This is a genomic window from Cohnella hongkongensis (assembly GCF_042654645.1).
Lineage (GTDB): Bacteria > Bacillota > Bacilli > Paenibacillales > Paenibacillaceae > Cohnella > Cohnella hongkongensis.
In genome coordinates this window covers 44,902-63,018 of record NZ_JBHSEP010000001.1, presented here as the reverse complement: position 1 = coordinate 63,018, position 18,117 = coordinate 44,902, and the positions used below count along the sequence as shown (strand labels likewise).

The following is an 18,117-nucleotide window of genomic DNA, read 5'->3' as shown; positions in this document are numbered from 1 at the left end:
GCAATAGGCTTGTTCATTCAATCCCGACTTTGTTCCTCGCATCTAAGGGTAATGACAGTCAACTCCGGTACGCAGCGAATGCGAACCGGAATTCTCGTCGTTCCCACTCCCCGGTTCACATGCAGCACATAAGGCCTTTTGTCGCGAAATCGGCTGCCGATCCGATATAGGCCGCCGACATACTTGCGGCCGAGAGAGGTTCTGACGAGCGCGCCGACAAGCGGCAGGACGACTTGTCCGCCATGACTGTGTCCGGACAGCTGCAGATCGATCGGGTAGCGCGCAAGCCGGTCGGCCACGTCCGGCTCGTGAACCAGCAACACGTTAAACCGGTCGGGATGCAGCTTGGAAGCCGCCTTCGACGGGTTGGGCTTGCCGAGCATGCAATCGTCCAACCCGGCGATCGTCATGAATTCCCCTCCGGGAAGCGTCACCCGCCGGGCGTCGTTGATCAGCACCGTGAATCCGCCCCGGCTCAGGAACGCTCCCGAGGAGCGGAGCTTCCGCTCGTATCCGAAATCGTGATTGCCGTATACGGCGAACTTGCCCAGACGGGCTTGAATTCGGGACAAAACCGGAGAAGGGTCGTACTTGGCGATATTGTCTTTCCTTCGGGCGTCGTGCAAATCGCCCGTAAACGCGACCAGATCGGGACGGAGCGAATTGATGGCGTTCACGAGTTCGTCCAGCTGTCGAAGCGAATAATAAGGGCCGAGGTGAACGTCGCTGAATTGAACGATCGTGATGCCGTCGAAGCCCGGCGGCACCCGCCGCGACCGAATCGTGTGCCGGACGACGCGCAGCCGCCTGCGCTCTCCGAAGAGACCGTAGCCCGCTAACGATACGGCGATCAGACCGCACAAGGCCAGGGCTGCCATCATGGTGCCGTCCTCCTTTTGTTTACCTTAATGTACCACTGATGAACGCTCGTTAAAAGCGGCCCCTTCCCCTGCGCGGCAAGGCCAAATGTGAAGTAAGTCACAGTATCGCGGCCGAATGCGTGCTTCAATGGAAGAAACTGCAGGCAAACGAGGGGGCTGCTTCATGAAACCGAAATTCGGCATCGTCAAAAAGATGGTGATCGGAATTACGGCGGCTTCGGCGGTGACTTACGCGACGAGCGCCTTTTTTCTCCTGGTACTTAAAGATATGTTCGATTTCATGTCAGGATGGCTTTTTGTTCTTCTGACGTTGCTGTTCGGCATTTTCTGGACCGGGCTGTTCGGCTTTTTCGCGGCAAAATGGCTGCTTAAGCCGCTGCTGTCGCTGACGTCGGCGGCGCGGGAAGCCGCGGAGGGAAATCTGAGGACCCACGCGGCGGCCCCTCGTTCCGGAGACGAGATGCAAGAGCTGGGAGAAGCCTTCGTAACGATGCTGGAGCAGCTGCGAACGATGATCGACGGCATTAAGGACAATACGAGGCTAACGGAATCGCATGTCAAGGAGCTGCAGGAAGCGGTCGGACAAGCCGCCGGCCAGATCGAGCAGATGACGAACGAATCGGAGGCGATCACCTCCGGCACGCAGACTCAGGCGGATTCGGCGGATCGACTGCATCAGGATGCGGAAGCGCTGTCGTCCGCCGCGGACCGGATGAGCGAGGAGGCGGCCGTCGCCCGCGAGCGCGCCAGCCAGATGAACCGGGCGGCGGCGCAGAGCGAGGAAGTGTTCCAGTCTCTGATCAGCGGCATGAAGCAGCTGTCCGAGCTGAACAAGGAAGCGATGGACGTCGTCGAGAAGCTGAACGAGTACGCCCGTCAGATCGGCGCCATCTCCAGCGTCGTCGGCGAGCTTGCGGACCAGACGCATCTGCTCGCCTTGAACGCGTCGATCGAGGCGGCCAGAGCGGGGGAAAACGGTCGAGGCTTCGAGGTCGTCGCCCAAGCAGTCAAATCGCTTGCCGACGAGAGCGCCCTCTCGGTGAAAGACATTCGCACCCTCATACGCCACATTCAGGAGGAAGTCGGCCGGGCGGTCGGTCACATTCGTTCCCAATACGAGCTGTCGGAGCGCGAAGCGATGAAAGGCGAGCAGTTCGCCGCTGCTTTCCGCGAAGTGAACGAGGAAGCCCGGCACGTGGTCGGCATCGTCGAATCGATGGCCGCCGGCATTGCCCGGCAGGCGGAGCAGGCGACCGTGCAGTTGAACGAGGCTAAGCGAGTGGCGGAGGTGGCCGACCGGATCCGTCGCGGCGCCGAGCAGGTGTACTCGGCGTCGCAGGAGCAGACGGCGGTCATGGAGGAGATCGCGGCCTCTACCGACTCGCTGCGCTCGAAATCTGTCGAGCTGAGGATGAAGACGGAATTTTTCCGTTCTTGAGCATGCTAACGGTACGGAGATGTACGTTGGGATGCCGGGGAATCCAGGAATCATTCGAGGAAAGGCGGGCGATTCGAAGTGAACGGCGATTACGGGAATCAGAATGCATCCAACCTTTCGGCTCAAGGCCATCGGAGTCCGGACGGCGCGCCTGCCGACATCGTCCTCTTCACGATGACGTCCTCCAGGCGGAGTTCGGCCAAGAAATCGCTGCCCGTCCGCGAGCTTCAGGTGCTGCTCGTCCGCCGGAAGTACGAGCCCTTCGAAGGGCTGTGGGCGCTCCCGGGGGGCTTCTGCGAGGAGAGCGAGTCGGTCTACGAGTGCGCGCGGCGGGAGCTGAAGGAAGAGACGGGGATCGACGGCATCCATCTTGAATATTTGAACGTGTACAGCGAGCCGGGCAGAGACCCTCGCGGATGGATGATCTCGCACGCTTTCTGCGCGCTTGTTCGAGAGGAGCGGCTGATGAAGCGCAGAGCGGCCGACGACGCTTCGGACGTTCGGCTGTTTCCCGTCTCCGAAGCGTTGGAGATGACGCTTGCCTTCGATCATCGCGCCATGCTGCGGGACGCCCTGGAACACGTTCGCGGCCGGATGCTGACGACGACGATCGCCAGACAGTTTTTGCCCGAAGAATTTACGATCAGCGAGCTCTACCAGGTGATCGAGACGGTCGTTCCGGAGTTCGAGGACCAAAATTTCATCCGCAAAGTGACGTCGACGCAAAGCCGGAAGGGGATTCTGGAGGAGGTGCGGGACCGCAACGGGGAGCGCAAAATGTCCAACCGCTATTCCCAGCGCTTCGCGCAGCTATACCGGTTTACGGAGCGTCAGCCGAAGCTGTCGATTTACAGCTGAACGAACGGACCCCCCTCTCGTCGCCGGCAGATGCTCACTCCTTCCCTCCCGATCCGCCGCATATGGGCGCTGCGAGCATGCGCCGATCGAGGCACCTCTCCGGACGGTCCGGCAATACGCGCGCGCAAGAGCGCAAAGGAGCCTCCGCCATGTGCGAGACGAATCTGACGCTTCACACCGACAAATATCAGATCAACATGATGTATGCGCATTGGAAGCGGGGGACGAAGAACGAACGGGCTGCGTTCGAAGCCTACTTCCGCAAGCTGCCGTTCGGCGGCGGCTATGCGGTGTTTGCCGGGCTGGAGCGTCTGGTCGAATACGTCCGTCAGCTGAAGTTCGGCGACGAGGAGATCGCCTACTTGCGGACGCAGGAGGAGCGGTACGACGAACGGTTTCTCGCCGAGCTGAGAAGCTTTAAGTTTAGCGGCAGCATCTCGTCGGTCTGCGAAGGAGCCCTCGTGTTCCCGAACGTGCCGCTCATACGGGTCGAGGCGAGAGTGTTCGAGGCGCAATTGATCGAGACGGCGCTGCTTAACTTCATGAACTACCAGACGCTGATCGCAACCAAGGCGTCGAGGATCCGGCTGGCGGCCCCGAACGATCGGCTGCTCGAATTCGGATCCAGGCGGGCCCAGGAAGCGGACGCCGCAATCTGGGGAGCAAGAGCCGCCTATATCGCCGGCTTTGACGCGACGTCCAACATGCTGGCGGGAATGAGGTTCGGCATTCCGACCTCGGGAACGCACGCTCATGCCTGGGTTCAGGGCCGCGACAGCGAGGAGGACGCGTTCCGCGATTATGCCGAGGCGCTTCCCGATCATGTCATCTTGCTCGTCGATACGTACGATACGCTGAGAAGCGGCATTCCGAACGCCATCCGCATCGCCCGCGAGCTGCATCGGCGAGGCAAGCGCTTGAAGGGCATTCGGCTGGACAGCGGGGACCTGGCCTACTTGTCCAAGCGAGCCCGGGAGATGCTGGACGAGGCGGGCTTCCCGGACGCGAAGATCGTCGCCTCGAACGATCTGGACGAGCACCTCATCGCCGAGCTCAAGGCGCAGGGAGCGCGAATCGATAGTTGGGGCGTCGGCACGAAGCTCATTACCGCGTTCGACCAGCCGTCTCTCGGGGGCGTATACAAGCTGGCGGCCAGAGAGAAGGAAGGAGCGATGGAGCCGGTCATTAAAGTCTCCGCGAATCCCGAGAAAATCTCGAATCCCGGCATTAAGGAAGTCTACAGAATCGTAAATGCGGACAGCGGCATGGCGGAGGCCGATTACGTGACGCTGCCGGGCGACGAGGACGTCGCCGGAGGAAGGCCGCTTAAGCTGTTCGATCCTTTGCATCCCCATCGTTACAAGAAAGTGGCCCGCTATCGCGCAGTTCCTCTGCTTCGACCCGTCATCGCCGAAGGAGAGCCGGTCGGCGCCTTGCCGGGGTTGGACGAGATTCGCGGCGAGCACAGGAAACAGCTGGCTCTGTTCTGGCCGGAGCATCTTCGCAAGCTGAATCCGGAGCCGTATCGGGTCAACTACAGTCCGGCCGTTCTGAACCTGAAGAGCGAGCTGATTCGCCGACATCTGCCGGAAGGATCTTCCGGAGACTGAAAAGTTGCGACAGGCCAAGCGGGGATGATAGACTACATGGAAGCTGCGGCTTAGTCCACGAGGAAAGCAGGAAGACGATTGAGCAAAATCAGGATAGTGACGGATTCGACCGCCGATCTGTCGGACGACGCTCTGCGCCGGCACGAGATCGAAGTCGTTCCGCTATCGATCAGCATCGGCAGCGACACGTATTTGGACAGAGTGGATATTCGCCCGGCGGAATTTATCGAGAAAATGCAGGCGGCTCCGGAGCTTCCGAAAAGCTCCCAGCCTCCGGCGGGAGTCTTCCTGGAGGCGTACGACCGTCTGGGCAGCGACGGCAGCGACATTTTGTCGATCCATATGACGGGAGAAATGAGCGGAACGGTTCGTTCGGCCGAGATGGGCGCGGGGATGTCCGAGTCGAGCGTGACCGTCGTCGATTCCCGTTACATTTCGAAAGCGCTTGGCTTTCAGGTGCTCGAGGCGGCGGAGATGGCCAAAGCCGGGAAGAGCGTCAGCGAGATCGTCGAACGCCTGGACCGGATTCGCCGGAACACGCGGCTGTTCGTCGTCGTGGATACGCTGGACAATCTGGTCAAGGGCGGCCGCATCGGCAAGGGCAAAGCATGGCTCGGCTCCTTGCTGAAGATCAAGATCATCGCCAGCCTGGACGGCGGCGAGTATACCCCGGTCGCCAAAGTGCGGACCAAAACGCAGATCGTCGAATATTTGACGAAGCAGTTCGCCGAGGACGTCAAGGGCAAGGTCGTCCGGGGAGTCGGCCTCGTGCACGCCGCCGGATACGAGCTGGCGTCCCGGCTGAAAGAGAGCATCGTAGAGAGAACGGGCTACGACAAGTTCGGGATCGAGGATACGACGCCGATCATCAGCACGCATACGGGCGTCGGCGCGATCGGATTCATGTATTATTGCGAATAGCGCAGGGCGACGGTTGCAATCCCCGCGCTCCCGGGCTATAATTCCAAGTGATTGGTAGCTTGCGGCAATTGAATAGACTCTATATCTCAAGGTGCCCGATGCGCTGCCGCTGTTTAAGTTGAACCGATGATACGTCGAAGAGATGACCCGATGAGATGGAGAAAGGGGCTTTCTCTTCAACGGTTCGACCTGAATGGCAGACGCAACGGGTTAAAAGGGAAGCCGGTGAGATTCCGGCACGGTCCCGCCACTGTGAAATAGGGACGGCCTCGGTAGCCACTGTCCGATCGGATGGGAAGGGGAGGCTCGTCGTGAACCTATCAGTCAGGAGACCTGCCTTGAGATGCAGCAGACGAAATCCTTCGCGGATAAGGATACGGCTCACTCGGGAATGCATCACGCACGATCGCGTTTCATTTTCCCTGTTTGCTGACCCTCTCTCCGAATCTATTTCGAGGGGAGGGTTTTTCGTGTCGGTCGTTCAATCGGTCAAGCTCCTCTTAGTCATAGAAACGCGGGGAGAGATGGATTGTATGAAGAGTCAACGAATGTGGAGTAAACTAGGCTTATGGTTGGCCGTCGTTCTCATGGCGGCCGCACTTGTCGGCTGCGGCAAGGAAGACAATGCGGCCGGTGCGCCGCCCTCCTCCGCCGCCTCGCCGAGCGCGTCGGCCTCGGAGGAGGCTCCGCCGTCCGCGCCGGCTTCGGAAGAGCCGTCCGCCGCGTCCGAGACGGAGTATCCGCTGACGCTGACGGACAGCACGGGCGCGGAGGTCGTGTTCGAGCAGACGCCGGAGAGGGTCGTGACGCTCGCCCCGTCCGAGACCGAGGTGATGTTCGCCATCGGAGCGGGCGGGAAGGTGGTCGCTGCGGACAATTACAGCGATTACCCGGAAGAGGCACAGACGCTCGATCGCGTCGGCGATCTGAATACGAACGTGGAAGCTCTGCTCGCCGCCAAGCCCGACATCGTGTTCGCGCACGGCGGCATGCAGGCGAGCGTCATCGAGAAGCTGCGCCAATTGGACGTGAAAGTGTACGCCTCCGATCCGAAGACGCTGGAAGAGGTCATGGAGAAGATCGAGACGGTCGGCAAGATCATGAACGTTCAGGAGGGCGCGGCCCAAGTGACCGCGACGATGCGCGAGGAGCTGAAGCGGGTCACGGACGCGCTGCAGGGCGTGACGCCGAAGAAGGTCTACATGGAATTCTCGCCGGGCTATACGGTCGGCAGCGGAGAATATATGGACGAGCTGCTTGCCCTGGCGGGCGGCGACAACGTGTCCAAGGAGAAGAGCGGCTGGTTCGAGGTCGATCCGGAAGCGGTCATCCAGGCCAATCCGGAAGTGATTTTGTACGCCCACAACACGCAGTTCGATCTCGGCATTCCGCAGGCGATCAAGGAGCGCCCGGGCTTCGAGGCGATCGACGCCGTGAAGAACGACCGGCTGTACGCGGTGGACGACAATTCGATCAGCCGGGTCGGTCCGCGCTTGACGAAAGTTTTGCAGGATATGGCCAAGGCGATCCATCCCGACAAGGTGGAATAGCATGCGCGGCAAATTGACGGTCTATATGGGAGGAGCCCTCGCGCTCCTCCTTGTTTCGATTCTAGCGAGCCTCTCCCTAGGCGGGGCGAACGTGCCGATCGGCAAAGTATGGAGCGTTCTGGTTCAGCAGATTCCTTATGTCGGCGATTGGCTGAACCTGCGGCCGATTGCGGAAGGGACCGCCGATCCGGACGCGACGATCATCCTGAAGGTGCGCTTGTCGCGAGTCGTGCTTGCGGTGCTCGTCGGGGCGGCGCTGGCGCTTGCGGGCGCCGGCTTCCAGGGGGTGCTGCGCAACCCGCTGGCCGACCCGTATACGCTTGGCGTGGCGACAGGCTCCTCGGTCGGGGCGGCGTTCCTGATCTTGTTCGGGCTGCAGCTGTGGATCGGCCTGTGGACGATTCCCGCCGTGTCTTTCCTGACGGGAATAGGGACGCTTCTTATCGTGCTTCGGTTAGCGTATCATCAGGGAAAAATGGAGCTGGAGACGCTGATTCTGTCCGGCGTCGTCGTTCAGGCTTTCTTCGGCGCGCTCGTGTCGTTCATGGTGTCGCTGTCGAATAACGTCGTGAACGAGATTCTCTTCTGGATCATGGGCAGCTTGTCGATGCGCGGATGGAGCCATTCCCTGCTCGTTCTGCCGTACGTCGCGTTAGGCGCCGTCGTCCTCGTCTCGCTGAGCCGGGAGATGAACCTGTTCGCCCTCGGAGAGCGCCAGGCGGCGCATCTGGGCGTGAACGTGCAGCGGACGAAGATGATCGTGCTCGTTGTGGCGACGCTGATTACGGCGGCGGCGGTGTCGGTGTCCGGCGTGATCGGCTTCGTCGGGCTGGTCGTGCCTCATCTCGTCCGGCTGGTCGTCGGGCCGGACAACCGGATCGTCGTGCCGCTGTCGGCCGTCATTGGCGGCGTCTACGTGCTTTGGTCGGATACGATCGCGCGGATGGCGCTGAATCCGAAGGAAATTCCGCTCGGCGTCGTGACGGCGTTTATCGGAGCCCCGTTTTTTGCCTATTTGCTGTGGAAAAGGAAAACGAGAGGCGGGGAGGCGAGAGGATGATCGAAGCCAGAGCGCTGGACTACCGGATCGGCGCGGCGCATATCCTGCGCCGGATCGACGTCCGAATAGAGAAGGGAGAATTTTACGGCATTATCGGTCCGAACGGGAGCGGCAAATCGACGCTGCTGAAGCTGCTGTCCGGGCTCGAGAGGGCTCAAGGGGGGACCGTCGCCCTTGGGGGGCGGGAGCTGAGCGCTTACGGGCGCAAGGAGCTGGCCAGACGGGTGGCGGTGCTGCAGCAGGAGGCGCTGCCTTCGCTTGGCTATACGGTACGCGAAGTGGTCGAGATGGGCCGCTATCCGCATCAGAGCTGGCTGGGCGGAGAGAAGGAAGATCCGACGCGGCTGATCGACGTCGTGATGGAGAAGCTCGATCTGGCCGTTCTGTCTTCCCGTCCGATCGCCGAGCTCAGCGGAGGCGAGCGCCAGCGGGCCGCGCTGGCCAAGACGCTCGTGCAGGAGCCCGAGGTGCTGATGCTGGACGAGCCGACGACTTATCTCGACATCGGGTTCCAGCTTCAAATGATGGATTACGTCCGCCGGTGGCAGCGGGACAGCGGAAGAACGGTCGTGGCCGTGCTGCACGACCTGAACCTGGCCGCCCAATACTGCGACAGGCTGCTCGTGCTGAGAGATGGAAGAGCGGCCGCCGAAGGGCCCCCCGGGGAAGTGCTCGTCCCGGATCTCGTGCAGGACGTGTACGGCACAGAACCGATCGTGCTGCCTCACCCGGACAGCGGCGTGCCGCAAATTTTGCTGAGAGGAAGATGAATCGATGACGACGAACGTTCCGATCGAGATTCGGGAGGTGGCCGAACGCATCCGGCCGCTGGACGACGGAGCGATGAGAGAGGCGCAGGCGCATCTGGACAGCTTGACGAAGCCCCCGGGGAGCCTGGGCAAGCTGGAGGCGGTCGCGAGGCAGGCGGCCGGCGTCGCCGGCGAGATGGCGCCGGATCTGTCGCGCAAAGCCGTCGTCGTGATGGCGGGAGACCATGGCGTATGCGAGGAGGGCGTAAGCGCCTTCCCGGCGGAGGTGACGCCGCAGATGGTGCTCAATTTCCTGAACGGCGGCGCGGCGGTGAACGTGCTCGCCCGCCATGCCGGCGCGGACGTCGTGTGCGTCGATATCGGCGTGAACGCCGAGCTGTCGCATCCCCGGCTCGTCTCGCGGAAGATCCGTTGCGGGACGGGGAATATCGCGGCAGGGCCGGCCATGTCGCGGGAAGAGGCGACGTCGGCGATCCGGGTCGGCTGCGACGTCGCGGCGGAGCTGGCCGAGGCCGGCACGCGCGTCTTCGCGACAGGAGAGATGGGCATCGGCAACACGACGCCAAGCGCGGCGATAGGGGTCGCCCTGGGAGGGTTGACGCCCGAGCAGGCGGTCGGCCGCGGCACCGGCATCGACGACGGGAGGCTGCTGCACAAGCGGCGCGTGGTCGAACGTGCGCTGGCGGTTAATGCGGCCGATCCGAACGATCCGCTGGACGTGCTGGCCAAGCTGGGCGGCCTGGAGATCGCCGGCCTTGTCGGCGTCATTCTGGGAGCGGCCGCTCACCGCTCGCTCGTCGTGATCGACGGCTTCATCTCGTCCGCGGCCGCCTTGATCGCCAGCCGCCTTGTCCCGGCCTGCACGCCTTACATGCTGGCCTCGCATCTGTCGCAGGAGCAGGGCCACGGCAGCCTGCTGAAGGCGATCGGCCTGTCGCCGATGATTCATATGGACATGAGGCTGGGAGAAGGCAGCGGCGCGGCGCTCGTCTTTCCGCTGCTCGACGCCGCCGGTCGGATTATGCGGGAGATGGCGACATTCGAGAGCGCGGGAGTGTCCCGCGAATGACGCCGGATCGTCGCAACGCCGCAGTCCGCGGCGGAACGGGCCGGGCCAAGGCGGTGTCCCGCGTCCTGATGATTCAAGGAACGGCGTCGGATGTGGGCAAGAGCGTGCTGACCGCCGCGCTGTGCCGGATATTCGCCCAGGACGGCTGGTCGGTCGCTCCCTTCAAGTCGCAGAATATGAGCCTGAACAGCTATGTGACGGCGGACGGCAAGGAGATCGGACGGGCGCAGGGGATGCAGGCCGACGCGTGCGGCGTCGCGGCGACGACGGACATGAACCCGATTCTGCTGAAGCCTTCGTCCGACCGGACGTCCCAGGTGGTCGTTCACGGCAAGCCGTACCGGACGATGGATGCGTTCAGCTACCGCAGCGAGTACTTGGCGGAGGCGGGGGCGATCGCGAGAGAGGCGCTGGAGCGGCTGCGTTCGAAGTACGAGATCGTCGTCATGGAGGGGGCGGGCAGTCCCGCCGAGATCAATCTGAAGGATCGCGACATCGTCAACATGCGCATGGCCGCTTGGGCGGATTCTCCCGTGCTGCTCGTCGCGGATATCGACCGCGGCGGCGTCTTCGCCGCGCTCGTCGGAACGCTGGAGCTTCTGGAGCCGGAGGAGCGGGACAGAGTGCGCGGCTTCGTCATTAACAAATTCCGGGGAGACGTCGAGCTTCTCCGGCCCGGTCTGGAATGGCTGGAACGGCGCACCGGCAAGCCTGTCGTCGGCGTCGTGCCCTATCTGGCCGACTTGCGGCTGGAGGCGGAGGATTCGCTGTCTTTCCGCCCTTCGGCGGAAGGCCCGGCCTTCGCCGAAGGGGACCGCCTCGACATTGCGGTTGTTCGGCTGCCGCGCTGGGCGAACTTTACCGATGTCGATCCGCTGCTTGCGGAGACGGACGTCGCCGTCCGCTACGTGTCCAGGCGGGAGGAGCTCGGGACGCCGGATGCGGTCGTCCTGCCCGGAAGCAAAAATACGGCCGAGGACTTGCTGTTCCTGCGAGAGTCGGGACTCGACCGCCTCCTGGTCGCCCATATCGCCCGGGGAGGCTGGCTGGCCGGAATCTGCGGCGGCTATCAGATGCTCGGAAAGCGGCTGAACGACCCGGAAGGAATCGAATCCGTCCACGCCTCGCTGCCGGGGCTGGCCGTATTCCCGATGGTAACGACGTTCGGGGCCGACAAGAGAACCGAGCGCGTGAAGGGCGTGGCGCACGGCTGGAGCGGTGATTCGGGCACGGCGCGATACGGGATCGAGGGCTACGAGATCCATATGGGAAGATCGACGTTTACGGGACCGGTCTCCCACCCGTTCACCCTGACGTCGGTCGACAGGAGGGAAAGAGGCTCGTACCGGGAAGGCGCCCGTTCGGAGGACGGCAGGGCGTGGGGGACGTACGTGCACGGCATTCTGCATAACGACGGGTTTAGACGCGACTGGCTGAATGCGATTCGCGCGTCGAAGGGCTGGCGGCCGATCGCAGGAGAATTGAATTACGGCCGGCTGCGGGAAGCCGAATTCGATCGGCTGGCCGATCACGTTCGCCGGCATCTGGACGTTCGCAAGCTGTACGAAATAATGAACGAAGGGCTGGAGGGAGCGCGATGAAGAAAGGCTCGGGCACACTGGAGCCATACGGACACGGCGGGGATCTGTGGACCGCCTCGGCGCGATTCGGCGTCAGTCCGGACGGCTGGCTCGATTACAGCGCCAACATCAACCCGCTTGGGCCGCCGCGTCAGGCGCTGGAGGCGTTAAGGGACGGGCTGTCCGCCATCGTCAACTACCCCGATCCGGGGCACCGCAAGCTGAAGAAGCTGCTGTCGGCCCGTCTATCCGTCGGCGAGGACGAGCTGCTGATCGGCAACGGAGCTGCGGAATGTCTATGGCTGACGCTGTCCGGACTCGGCGTCCGCTCGGTCGGCGTCGTCGCTCCCTGCTTCTCGGAATACGCCCAGCTGGCCGAAGCTTGCGGAGCCGAGGTGCGGACGTTGATCGGACGCGAGGAGAACGGGTTCCGGGCCGAGCCGTCGGAGCTGGAGCCGCTGCTGCGGCAGGTCGACCTGCTGTTCCTCGGCCATCCGAACAATCCGACCGGGCTGACCTATTCGCTGGAGCAGCTGCGAGAGATTGCCGCGATGGCCGGGGAGCGGTCGGCGTACGTCGTCGTGGACGAGGCCTTCATCGATTTCGTCCCGCCGCCGGAACGAGCGACGCTGCTGCCCGAGCTGAGAAGCTTCCCGCATGTGCTGTTCATGCATTCGATGACGAAATTTTTTGCCATTCCCGGCCTTCGGCTCGGCTATGCGATCGCCGCGCCCGAGCTTATTCGGAGAATGGCGGCCAAGCAGGTGACCTGGAGCGTTAACGGGCTGGCGCTGCTTGCCGGGCAAGCTTGCCTGCAGCCGGAGGTGGCGGAGTACGAGCGAAGAACGAGAGAGCTGGTCGCCGCGGGGCGGGCTTCCTTGCGTCAGGAGCTCGGCGCCCGGCTGGGCTGGCGGACCTGGCCCGGAGAGGCCAACTTCCTGCTGGTCGAGCTGTCCGGCGGCTGGACGGCGGAACGGCTGCAGGCGGCGCTGGGGCCGAAGGGCGTCCTCGTGCGCAGCTGCGCCAAGTATGACGGCCTCACGGAACGCCACATTCGCATTGCGGTGCGGGGGCGTGAGGATAACGATCGCCTGCTGCGGGCGCTGGAGGAAGCGGATCGGGAGAGAGAGGAGGCGCTTCGATGAACCTGGTTATGATCAGCGGAGGCGTTCGCTCGGGCAAAAGCGCCTACGCCGAGAAGCGGGCCCGGGAACGGTCGGAGGCCGGCAGCTCGTCGGTGCTGTACGTCGCCACGGGCCTTCGCTTCGACGAAGAGATGGACGAACGCATCGACAGGCATCGGAGCAGGAGGCCGGAGAGCTGGCACACGCTGGAATGCCCGCACGAGCTGTCCGCATCCGCCTATGACGGCTTCGACATCGTGCTCGTCGACACGCTGTCCGCCTGGATCGCCAATCGGCTGATGGCTTTGCCCGAGGATCGGTGCAGGGACCGGGAGACGACCGAGCGCATACTGGCTCAAGTGGACGCTTATCTGGAGGAGCTCGGCTCGTCGCCGCTTCGCGAAGCGATTGTCGTCACGGACGAGGTCGGCTGGGGGGGCGTGGCGATGTCGCCGCTCGGGCGCTGGTTCCAGGACGTCGTCGGAGAAGCGAACCAGCGGCTGGCCGAACGCGCGGACGAAGCGATCGCCGTCATCAGCGGACTGCCCTGGAGGCTAAAAGGATGAGCGCCTTCTGGCAGGCTGTCGGCTTTCTGACGAGGTTCCCGGTTCCGAAACGGGCTCAGACGCTGGAAGGCTGGAGCCGGAGCCCGCGGTATTATCCGCTCGTCGGTCTGCTGCTCGGGGCCGCCGTCTGGCTGGTCGGAGCCGCAGCCGGCTTCGTCTTCGGATCGGCCGGATCTCCGGTCGCGGCGGCGCTGGTTGTCGCCTTCTGGATCATCGCGACCGGCGCGCTCCATCTGGACGGTTGGATGGATCTGGCCGACGGGCTGGGGAGCCAGCGCGGCCGCGAGCGGGCGCTGGAAATTATGAAGGACAGCCGCGTCGGGGCGATGGGCGTCGTGGCGGCGATCGCGCTTATCCTGCTCAAGGCTGCCGCCGTGCAGCAGCTTGCCGCAGAGGGAGCGCTGGCCGTATTGGCGGTCGTTCCGGCGATGGCGAGGGCGGTGCTGCTCGCGGCGATCCGTTTTTTTCCCTACATTCAACAGAACGGGCTCGGCAGCGGCTTGCGCGAGGGCGTAACGCCGGCCGTGCTGCTCGCCAACGGACTGCTCGCGCTTGCGGCTTCCTTCGGAATCGCGGGCTGGCGGGGCGCGATCGCCTTCGCTGGCGTCCTGCTGGCGGGCTGGCTGTTCGGACTTTACATCGTACGCAAGCTGGGCGGCTTCACGGGGGACGTCTACGGGGCGCTGGTGGAAGGCTCGGAGACATTGGCACTGCTGGCGCTGCTCGCATTTACGACCGGGGGGTTCTTATGACACAACCTTTTCGCGGAGGCGCCGATTCGTACTCGTCGCCCTTGTGGCCGGAGCTGCGGATCGGCTTTCGGCAAGATCATCTGTCCGTCGAGTGCGGCCGAATCTACCAAACGCTCAGCAACGCTCCCTATCGGGGAGGTCCCGGCAGCGGGGAACGCTTCGTCAACTGGAAGGTGCCGCTTGATTACGATTGCTCCGATCCTTCGGAGATGATGCGGCAGGCGTTAATCCGCTGGGGCTACGATCCGGCGTCGACGATCGGCCTCCAGACGGCGGCGAACATCGCGCATACCTCGATCGTCGAAGAGGCGGGAGACGAATGCCGGCTGCTCGTCTGCGCGTCGGTCGGCACCGGCAATGCGGCGAGAGCGGGCGTAGCCCGCGAGACGTTCCCGGCCTATGCGCCGGGGACGGTGAACCTTGTTCTGCTGATCGACGGGCGAATGACGGAAAGCGCGATGGTCAATGCCGTCATCAGCGCTACGGAAGCGAAAAGCGCCGCTTTCGCCGATCTGGACGTTCGCGACCGCAGCTGCGGTCGCGTGGCGACGGGAACGTCGACCGATGCGGTGCTTGTCGCCGTCAGCCAGTCGGAGCGCTACCGCCGCATTCATCGCTACGCCGGCGCCGCGACGACGATCGGCAATGCGCTCGGCCGGCTCGTCTACGCCGCCGTTCGCGAGGCGGCGAGCTCGCAGGGGGAGCCGTAGATGAGCGTCGAGATCGCAATCGTCGCAAGCGCGTTGGTCATCGATCTGGCGATCGGCGATCCGCGCGCGCTGCCGCATCCCGTCGTCGGCATGGGGCATATCATCTCCAAGCTGGAGCGGCCGCTGCGCGCGGCCGCGGCCGGCCCGCTGCTCCAACGGCTCGCCCGTCCGCTCGGCGGCTCTTCGGAAGACAAGGCGCTGAAGCTCGCCGGAATCGCCTACCCGGTCGTTCTCGTTGGAGGCTCCTTCCTCCTGGGCTGGACGATTCTTTTCCTGTTCGGACTGCTCCATCCTTGGCTGGCTTACGGCGCGGCGGCCTGGATGATCTCGACGACGATCGCGGCCAAAGGGCTGGGGGACGCGGGCATGGACATTTACCGCCTGCTTAAGGAGGACAAGCTGCCGGAAGCCCGCCGGGCGCTGTCGATGATTGTGGGACGGGACACGGACAAGCTCGATGAGAGCGAGATTACTCGCGGGGCGGTAGAGACGGTGGCGGAAAACATCGTGGACGCGATCGTTTCGCCGCTCTTTTATGCTCTCATCGGAGGCGCGCCGCTCGCGCTCGCCTACAGGGCTGCGAACACGCTGGATTCGATGGTCGGCTACCGGAACGACAAGTACAGGGACTTGGGCTGGGCGTCCGCCAGGTTCGACGATCTGGCCAACTGGATACCGGCCCGGCTGTCGGTCCTTGCCATTGCGGCCGCAGCGGCGATCCTTAAGCTGAACGCAGGCAGGGTCGTCGGCACGGTCCGCCGTTACGCCCGCCTTCACCCGAGCCCGAACAGCGGCTTCCCGGAGTCGGCCGTCGCGGGAGCTCTGGGCGTGCAGCTCGGCGGCTTGAATTATTATCAGGCCGTGCCGTCCGAACGGGCTGCGATGGGCGAGCCGCTCCATCGGCTTCATGCCGAGCACATCCGTCTTGCGGTTAGGATCATGTATGCCGCTTCGATCTTCTTTGTTGCGGCCGCGTCGGGAATTGCGCTGCTGATCGGCCGTACATAATCCGGCAGGCGCAAGCTCATACTGAGAACGAGTAAATTCTTGGAAATGGGCTGATGCACATGTGTAACCGCTATTCGCTAACGGCGGAATTGTCGGATTTGACGGAGCATTTTCGCATCGACAGAGTTCACGTTCCTTACCTGATGCGCTACAACATTGCGCCGACGCAGCAAGTTCCGATCATTCAACAAATCGGAGGCGAAAGATGCCTTAATCAGCATCGCTGGGGTCTGATGCCCTATTGGGGCAAAAATTCGATTAACGCGAACGTCGATACGCTGGCCGATCGGCGTTATTTGCGCAGCATGCTGACGAAGAAGCGATGCGTCGTTCCTTGCAGCGGATTTTACATCTGGAAAATCGAAGGGAAAAAGAAAAGCGCGTGGCGCGTCGTGCACCGAACGAAGCCGACCTTCGCCATGCCCGGCATTTACGACGTATGGCTCGATTCCGAACGGAACGAGTATCCGATGTGTACGGTGGTGACCAGAGGCAGCGCCTTCGGCACCGATCATCCGCTGCCTCTCGTTCTGGACGAGGAAGCGATGGAACTGTGGCTGGATCCGAAGGAGACGAGAATCGAAGTGCTGCAGTCGATGCTGCAAGCGTTGGCGGACGCGGACTTCCGGACCTATCCGGTCACGCCCTATGTCGAGAATACGTCCTGGGAGACGCCGGACTGCATCGAGGAAGTTCATCCGTCCATGGCGCTCTACAAAATCTAGCAGGGGCGCGGCGCCGGCGGCCCGCCCTGTATAAACGAACTGCCGCAGTGGCATTCTTAAGGGGGAAAATTCGTTAATTTCAAAGGAGATGATTCCCCTGTCCGATGTCAAGCTGGCCGTCATTTACTACAGCTCTACGGGCACCAACTATCAGCTGTCGCGATGGGCCGCCGAAGGAGCGGAACAAGCCGGGGCCGAGACGAAGGTGCTGAAGGTGCCCGAGCTGGCGCCTGAGGCGGCGATTAACGCGAATCCCGAATGGAAGGCGCACGCGGAGGCGACGAAGGACGTGCCGACCGTTGCGCCCGACGATCTCGAGTGGGCGGACGCCTACATTTTCTCCGTGCCGACCCGTTTCGGGAATATGGCTTCGCAGATGAAGCAGTTTTTCGATACGTTGGGCGGATTGTGGTTCAACGGAAAATTGGCGAACAAGGTCGTCAGCGCCATGTCCAGCGCGTCCAACGCTCACGGCGGACAGGAAGCGACGATACTGTCGCTGTACACGTCCATCTACCATTGGGGCGGCATCGTCGCCGCGCCGGGCTACACCGATCCCGTCATCTTCTCGGCCGGCGGCAATCCCTACGGCACTTCCGTAACGGTCGACCAATCCGGCAAAATGCTGGAGGACGTACGCGCGGCGGCGATCCATCAAGGCAAGCGCACCGCCACGGTGGCTGGCTGGGTGAAGAAGGGCTTGCACGGCTGACGGAAACGGCAAGATCGGAAGGGACTTTTCGACCCCTGCACGGGCGGCGAGAAGTCCCTTGTTCGTATGGCCGGAGAAAATGCCGACTACTGCATCGCGAGCATCTGTTGTATAATGTTTGCTATCTATCAACTTCGTTGCGGAGGTAGCGCATTGGCTCAGTTGTACTTCAAATACGGAACGATGAACAGCGGCAAGTCGTTCGAAATCATCAAGGTGGCGCACAATTACGAGGAGCAGGGCAAGCCGGTATTGATCTTCACGCCTGTCATCGACACGCGCAACGGATCGGATCAAGTCGGGACGAGGGCGGGCTTTACGCGTCCGGCCATACCCGTAGACGAGACGACGAATTTATACGAGGAGGTCAAGAGGCAGCTCGCCGAGTCGGGCCGCTATTATTGCGTTCTCGTCGACGAGGCGCAGTGGCTGAAGAAGCGCCATATCGTCGAGCTGACCCGCATCGTCGACGAGCTGAACGTGCCGGTCATGGCGTTCGGACTCAAGAACGATTTTCAGAACGAGCTGTTCGAGGGCAGCTACAACCTGCTCGTCTACGCGGACAAGATCGAGGAAATCAAGACGATCTGCTGGTACTGCGACCGCAAGGCGACGATGGTCATCCGCTTCAAGGACGGCGTGCCGATCAACGAAGGCGAACAGATTCAGGTCGGCGGCAACGAGGATTACAAGCCGGTATGCAGACGGTGCTATAACGAAGCGTTTAAGCGGGACTGACCTTCTAGGAGAACTGCAACATATTTCGCAAAATGCTTGGTCGTT

General features: G+C 62.7%; 18 protein-coding genes and 1 riboswitch. Of the genes, 17 read left to right on the top strand and 1 reads right to left on the bottom strand.

Features of this window, described 5'->3' with window-relative positions; translation table 11 throughout:
* Nucleotides 1–17: 17 nt before the first annotated feature.
* Entirely contained in the window at nucleotides 18–881 is an 864-nt protein-coding gene (locus ACFO3S_RS00290; RefSeq protein ID WP_378091022.1) for a metallophosphoesterase, read from the bottom strand.
* Nucleotides 882–1,044: 163 nt separating this feature from the next.
* On the opposite strand from ACFO3S_RS00290, the gene ACFO3S_RS00285 reads away from it, so the two are divergent.
* The 17 genes from ACFO3S_RS00285 (at nucleotide 1,045) to ACFO3S_RS00205 (ending at nucleotide 18,072) form a co-directional block, all read left to right on the top strand.
* Nucleotides 1,045–2,319 carry a methyl-accepting chemotaxis protein gene (locus tag ACFO3S_RS00285; protein WP_378091020.1) on the top strand — a complete coding sequence of 425 codons (1,275 nt, stop codon included), beginning with the start codon at nucleotides 1,045–1,047 and terminating at the stop codon, nucleotides 2,317–2,319.
* Nucleotides 2,320–2,397: 78 nt separating this feature from the next.
* On the top strand, nucleotides 2,398–3,177 hold the full coding sequence (locus ACFO3S_RS00280) for an NUDIX hydrolase (RefSeq protein WP_378091018.1): 780 nt from the start codon (nucleotides 2,398–2,400) through the stop codon (nucleotides 3,175–3,177).
* 149 nt (nucleotides 3,178–3,326) lie between these two features.
* On the top strand, nucleotides 3,327–4,787 hold the full coding sequence (locus ACFO3S_RS00275; RefSeq protein ID WP_378091016.1) for a nicotinate phosphoribosyltransferase: 1,461 nt from the start codon (nucleotides 3,327–3,329) through the stop codon (nucleotides 4,785–4,787).
* A gap of 78 nt (nucleotides 4,788–4,865) precedes the next feature.
* Entirely contained in the window at nucleotides 4,866–5,708 is an 843-nt protein-coding gene (locus ACFO3S_RS00270) for a DegV family protein (RefSeq protein WP_378091014.1), read from the top strand.
* Nucleotides 5,709–5,870: 162 nt separating this feature from the next.
* A riboswitch (cobalamin riboswitch) is annotated at nucleotides 5,871–6,063 on the top strand.
* 178 nt (nucleotides 6,064–6,241) lie between these two features.
* Nucleotides 6,242–7,258, top strand: a complete 1,017-nt coding sequence (locus ACFO3S_RS00265; protein WP_378091012.1) for an ABC transporter substrate-binding protein — start codon at nucleotides 6,242–6,244, stop codon at nucleotides 7,256–7,258.
* Between the two features lies 1 nt (nucleotide 7,259).
* A complete protein-coding gene (locus tag ACFO3S_RS00260) occupies nucleotides 7,260–8,318 on the top strand; it encodes a FecCD family ABC transporter permease (RefSeq protein WP_378091010.1) in 1,059 nt (352 codons plus the stop codon).
* Nucleotides 8,315–9,088, top strand: a complete 774-nt coding sequence (locus ACFO3S_RS00255) for a heme ABC transporter ATP-binding protein (RefSeq protein ID WP_378091008.1) — start codon at nucleotides 8,315–8,317, stop codon at nucleotides 9,086–9,088. Before ACFO3S_RS00260 ends, ACFO3S_RS00255 begins: the two co-directional genes overlap by 4 nt.
* Nucleotides 9,089–9,092: 4 nt before the next feature.
* Complete coding sequence (gene cobT / locus ACFO3S_RS00250; RefSeq protein WP_378091006.1) at nucleotides 9,093–10,157, top strand: nicotinate-nucleotide--dimethylbenzimidazole phosphoribosyltransferase; 1,065 nt, start codon at nucleotides 9,093–9,095, stop codon at nucleotides 10,155–10,157.
* Nucleotides 10,154–11,758 carry a cobyric acid synthase gene (locus ACFO3S_RS00245; protein WP_378091004.1) on the top strand — a complete coding sequence of 535 codons (1,605 nt, stop codon included), beginning with the start codon at nucleotides 10,154–10,156 and terminating at the stop codon, nucleotides 11,756–11,758. The genes cobT and ACFO3S_RS00245 overlap by 4 nt, the downstream gene beginning before the upstream one ends.
* The gene (gene cobD / locus ACFO3S_RS00240) at nucleotides 11,755–12,882 is read left to right on the top strand and encodes a threonine-phosphate decarboxylase CobD (protein ID WP_378091002.1); all 1,128 of its coding nucleotides are present in this window, start codon (nucleotides 11,755–11,757) and stop codon (nucleotides 12,880–12,882) included. Before ACFO3S_RS00245 ends, cobD begins: the two co-directional genes overlap by 4 nt.
* A complete protein-coding gene (locus tag ACFO3S_RS00235) occupies nucleotides 12,879–13,427 on the top strand; it encodes a bifunctional adenosylcobinamide kinase/adenosylcobinamide-phosphate guanylyltransferase (RefSeq protein WP_378091000.1) in 549 nt (182 codons plus the stop codon). Before cobD ends, ACFO3S_RS00235 begins: the two co-directional genes overlap by 4 nt.
* On the top strand, nucleotides 13,424–14,179 hold the full coding sequence (gene cobS / locus ACFO3S_RS00230; RefSeq protein WP_378090998.1) for an adenosylcobinamide-GDP ribazoletransferase: 756 nt from the start codon (nucleotides 13,424–13,426) through the stop codon (nucleotides 14,177–14,179). The genes ACFO3S_RS00235 and cobS overlap by 4 nt, the downstream gene beginning before the upstream one ends.
* The gene (locus tag ACFO3S_RS00225; protein WP_378090997.1) at nucleotides 14,176–14,889 is read left to right on the top strand and encodes an adenosylcobinamide amidohydrolase; all 714 of its coding nucleotides are present in this window, start codon (nucleotides 14,176–14,178) and stop codon (nucleotides 14,887–14,889) included. The genes cobS and ACFO3S_RS00225 overlap by 4 nt, the downstream gene beginning before the upstream one ends.
* The gene (cbiB, locus tag ACFO3S_RS00220; RefSeq protein WP_378090995.1) at nucleotides 14,890–15,897 is read left to right on the top strand and encodes an adenosylcobinamide-phosphate synthase CbiB; all 1,008 of its coding nucleotides are present in this window, start codon (nucleotides 14,890–14,892) and stop codon (nucleotides 15,895–15,897) included.
* A 53-nt stretch (nucleotides 15,898–15,950) separates the two neighbouring features.
* Nucleotides 15,951–16,622: an SOS response-associated peptidase gene (locus tag ACFO3S_RS00215; RefSeq protein ID WP_378090993.1), complete on the top strand. Its 672-nt coding sequence runs from the start codon at nucleotides 15,951–15,953 to the stop codon at nucleotides 16,620–16,622.
* A gap of 97 nt (nucleotides 16,623–16,719) precedes the next feature.
* On the top strand, nucleotides 16,720–17,334 hold the full coding sequence (wrbA, locus tag ACFO3S_RS00210; RefSeq protein WP_378092209.1) for an NAD(P)H:quinone oxidoreductase: 615 nt from the start codon (nucleotides 16,720–16,722) through the stop codon (nucleotides 17,332–17,334).
* Nucleotides 17,335–17,487: 153 nt separating this feature from the next.
* Nucleotides 17,488–18,072 (top strand): thymidine kinase, encoded by a 585-nt coding sequence (locus tag ACFO3S_RS00205; RefSeq protein ID WP_378090991.1) that lies wholly within the window; start codon nucleotides 17,488–17,490, stop codon nucleotides 18,070–18,072.
* Nucleotides 18,073–18,117: the final 45 nt, after the last annotated feature.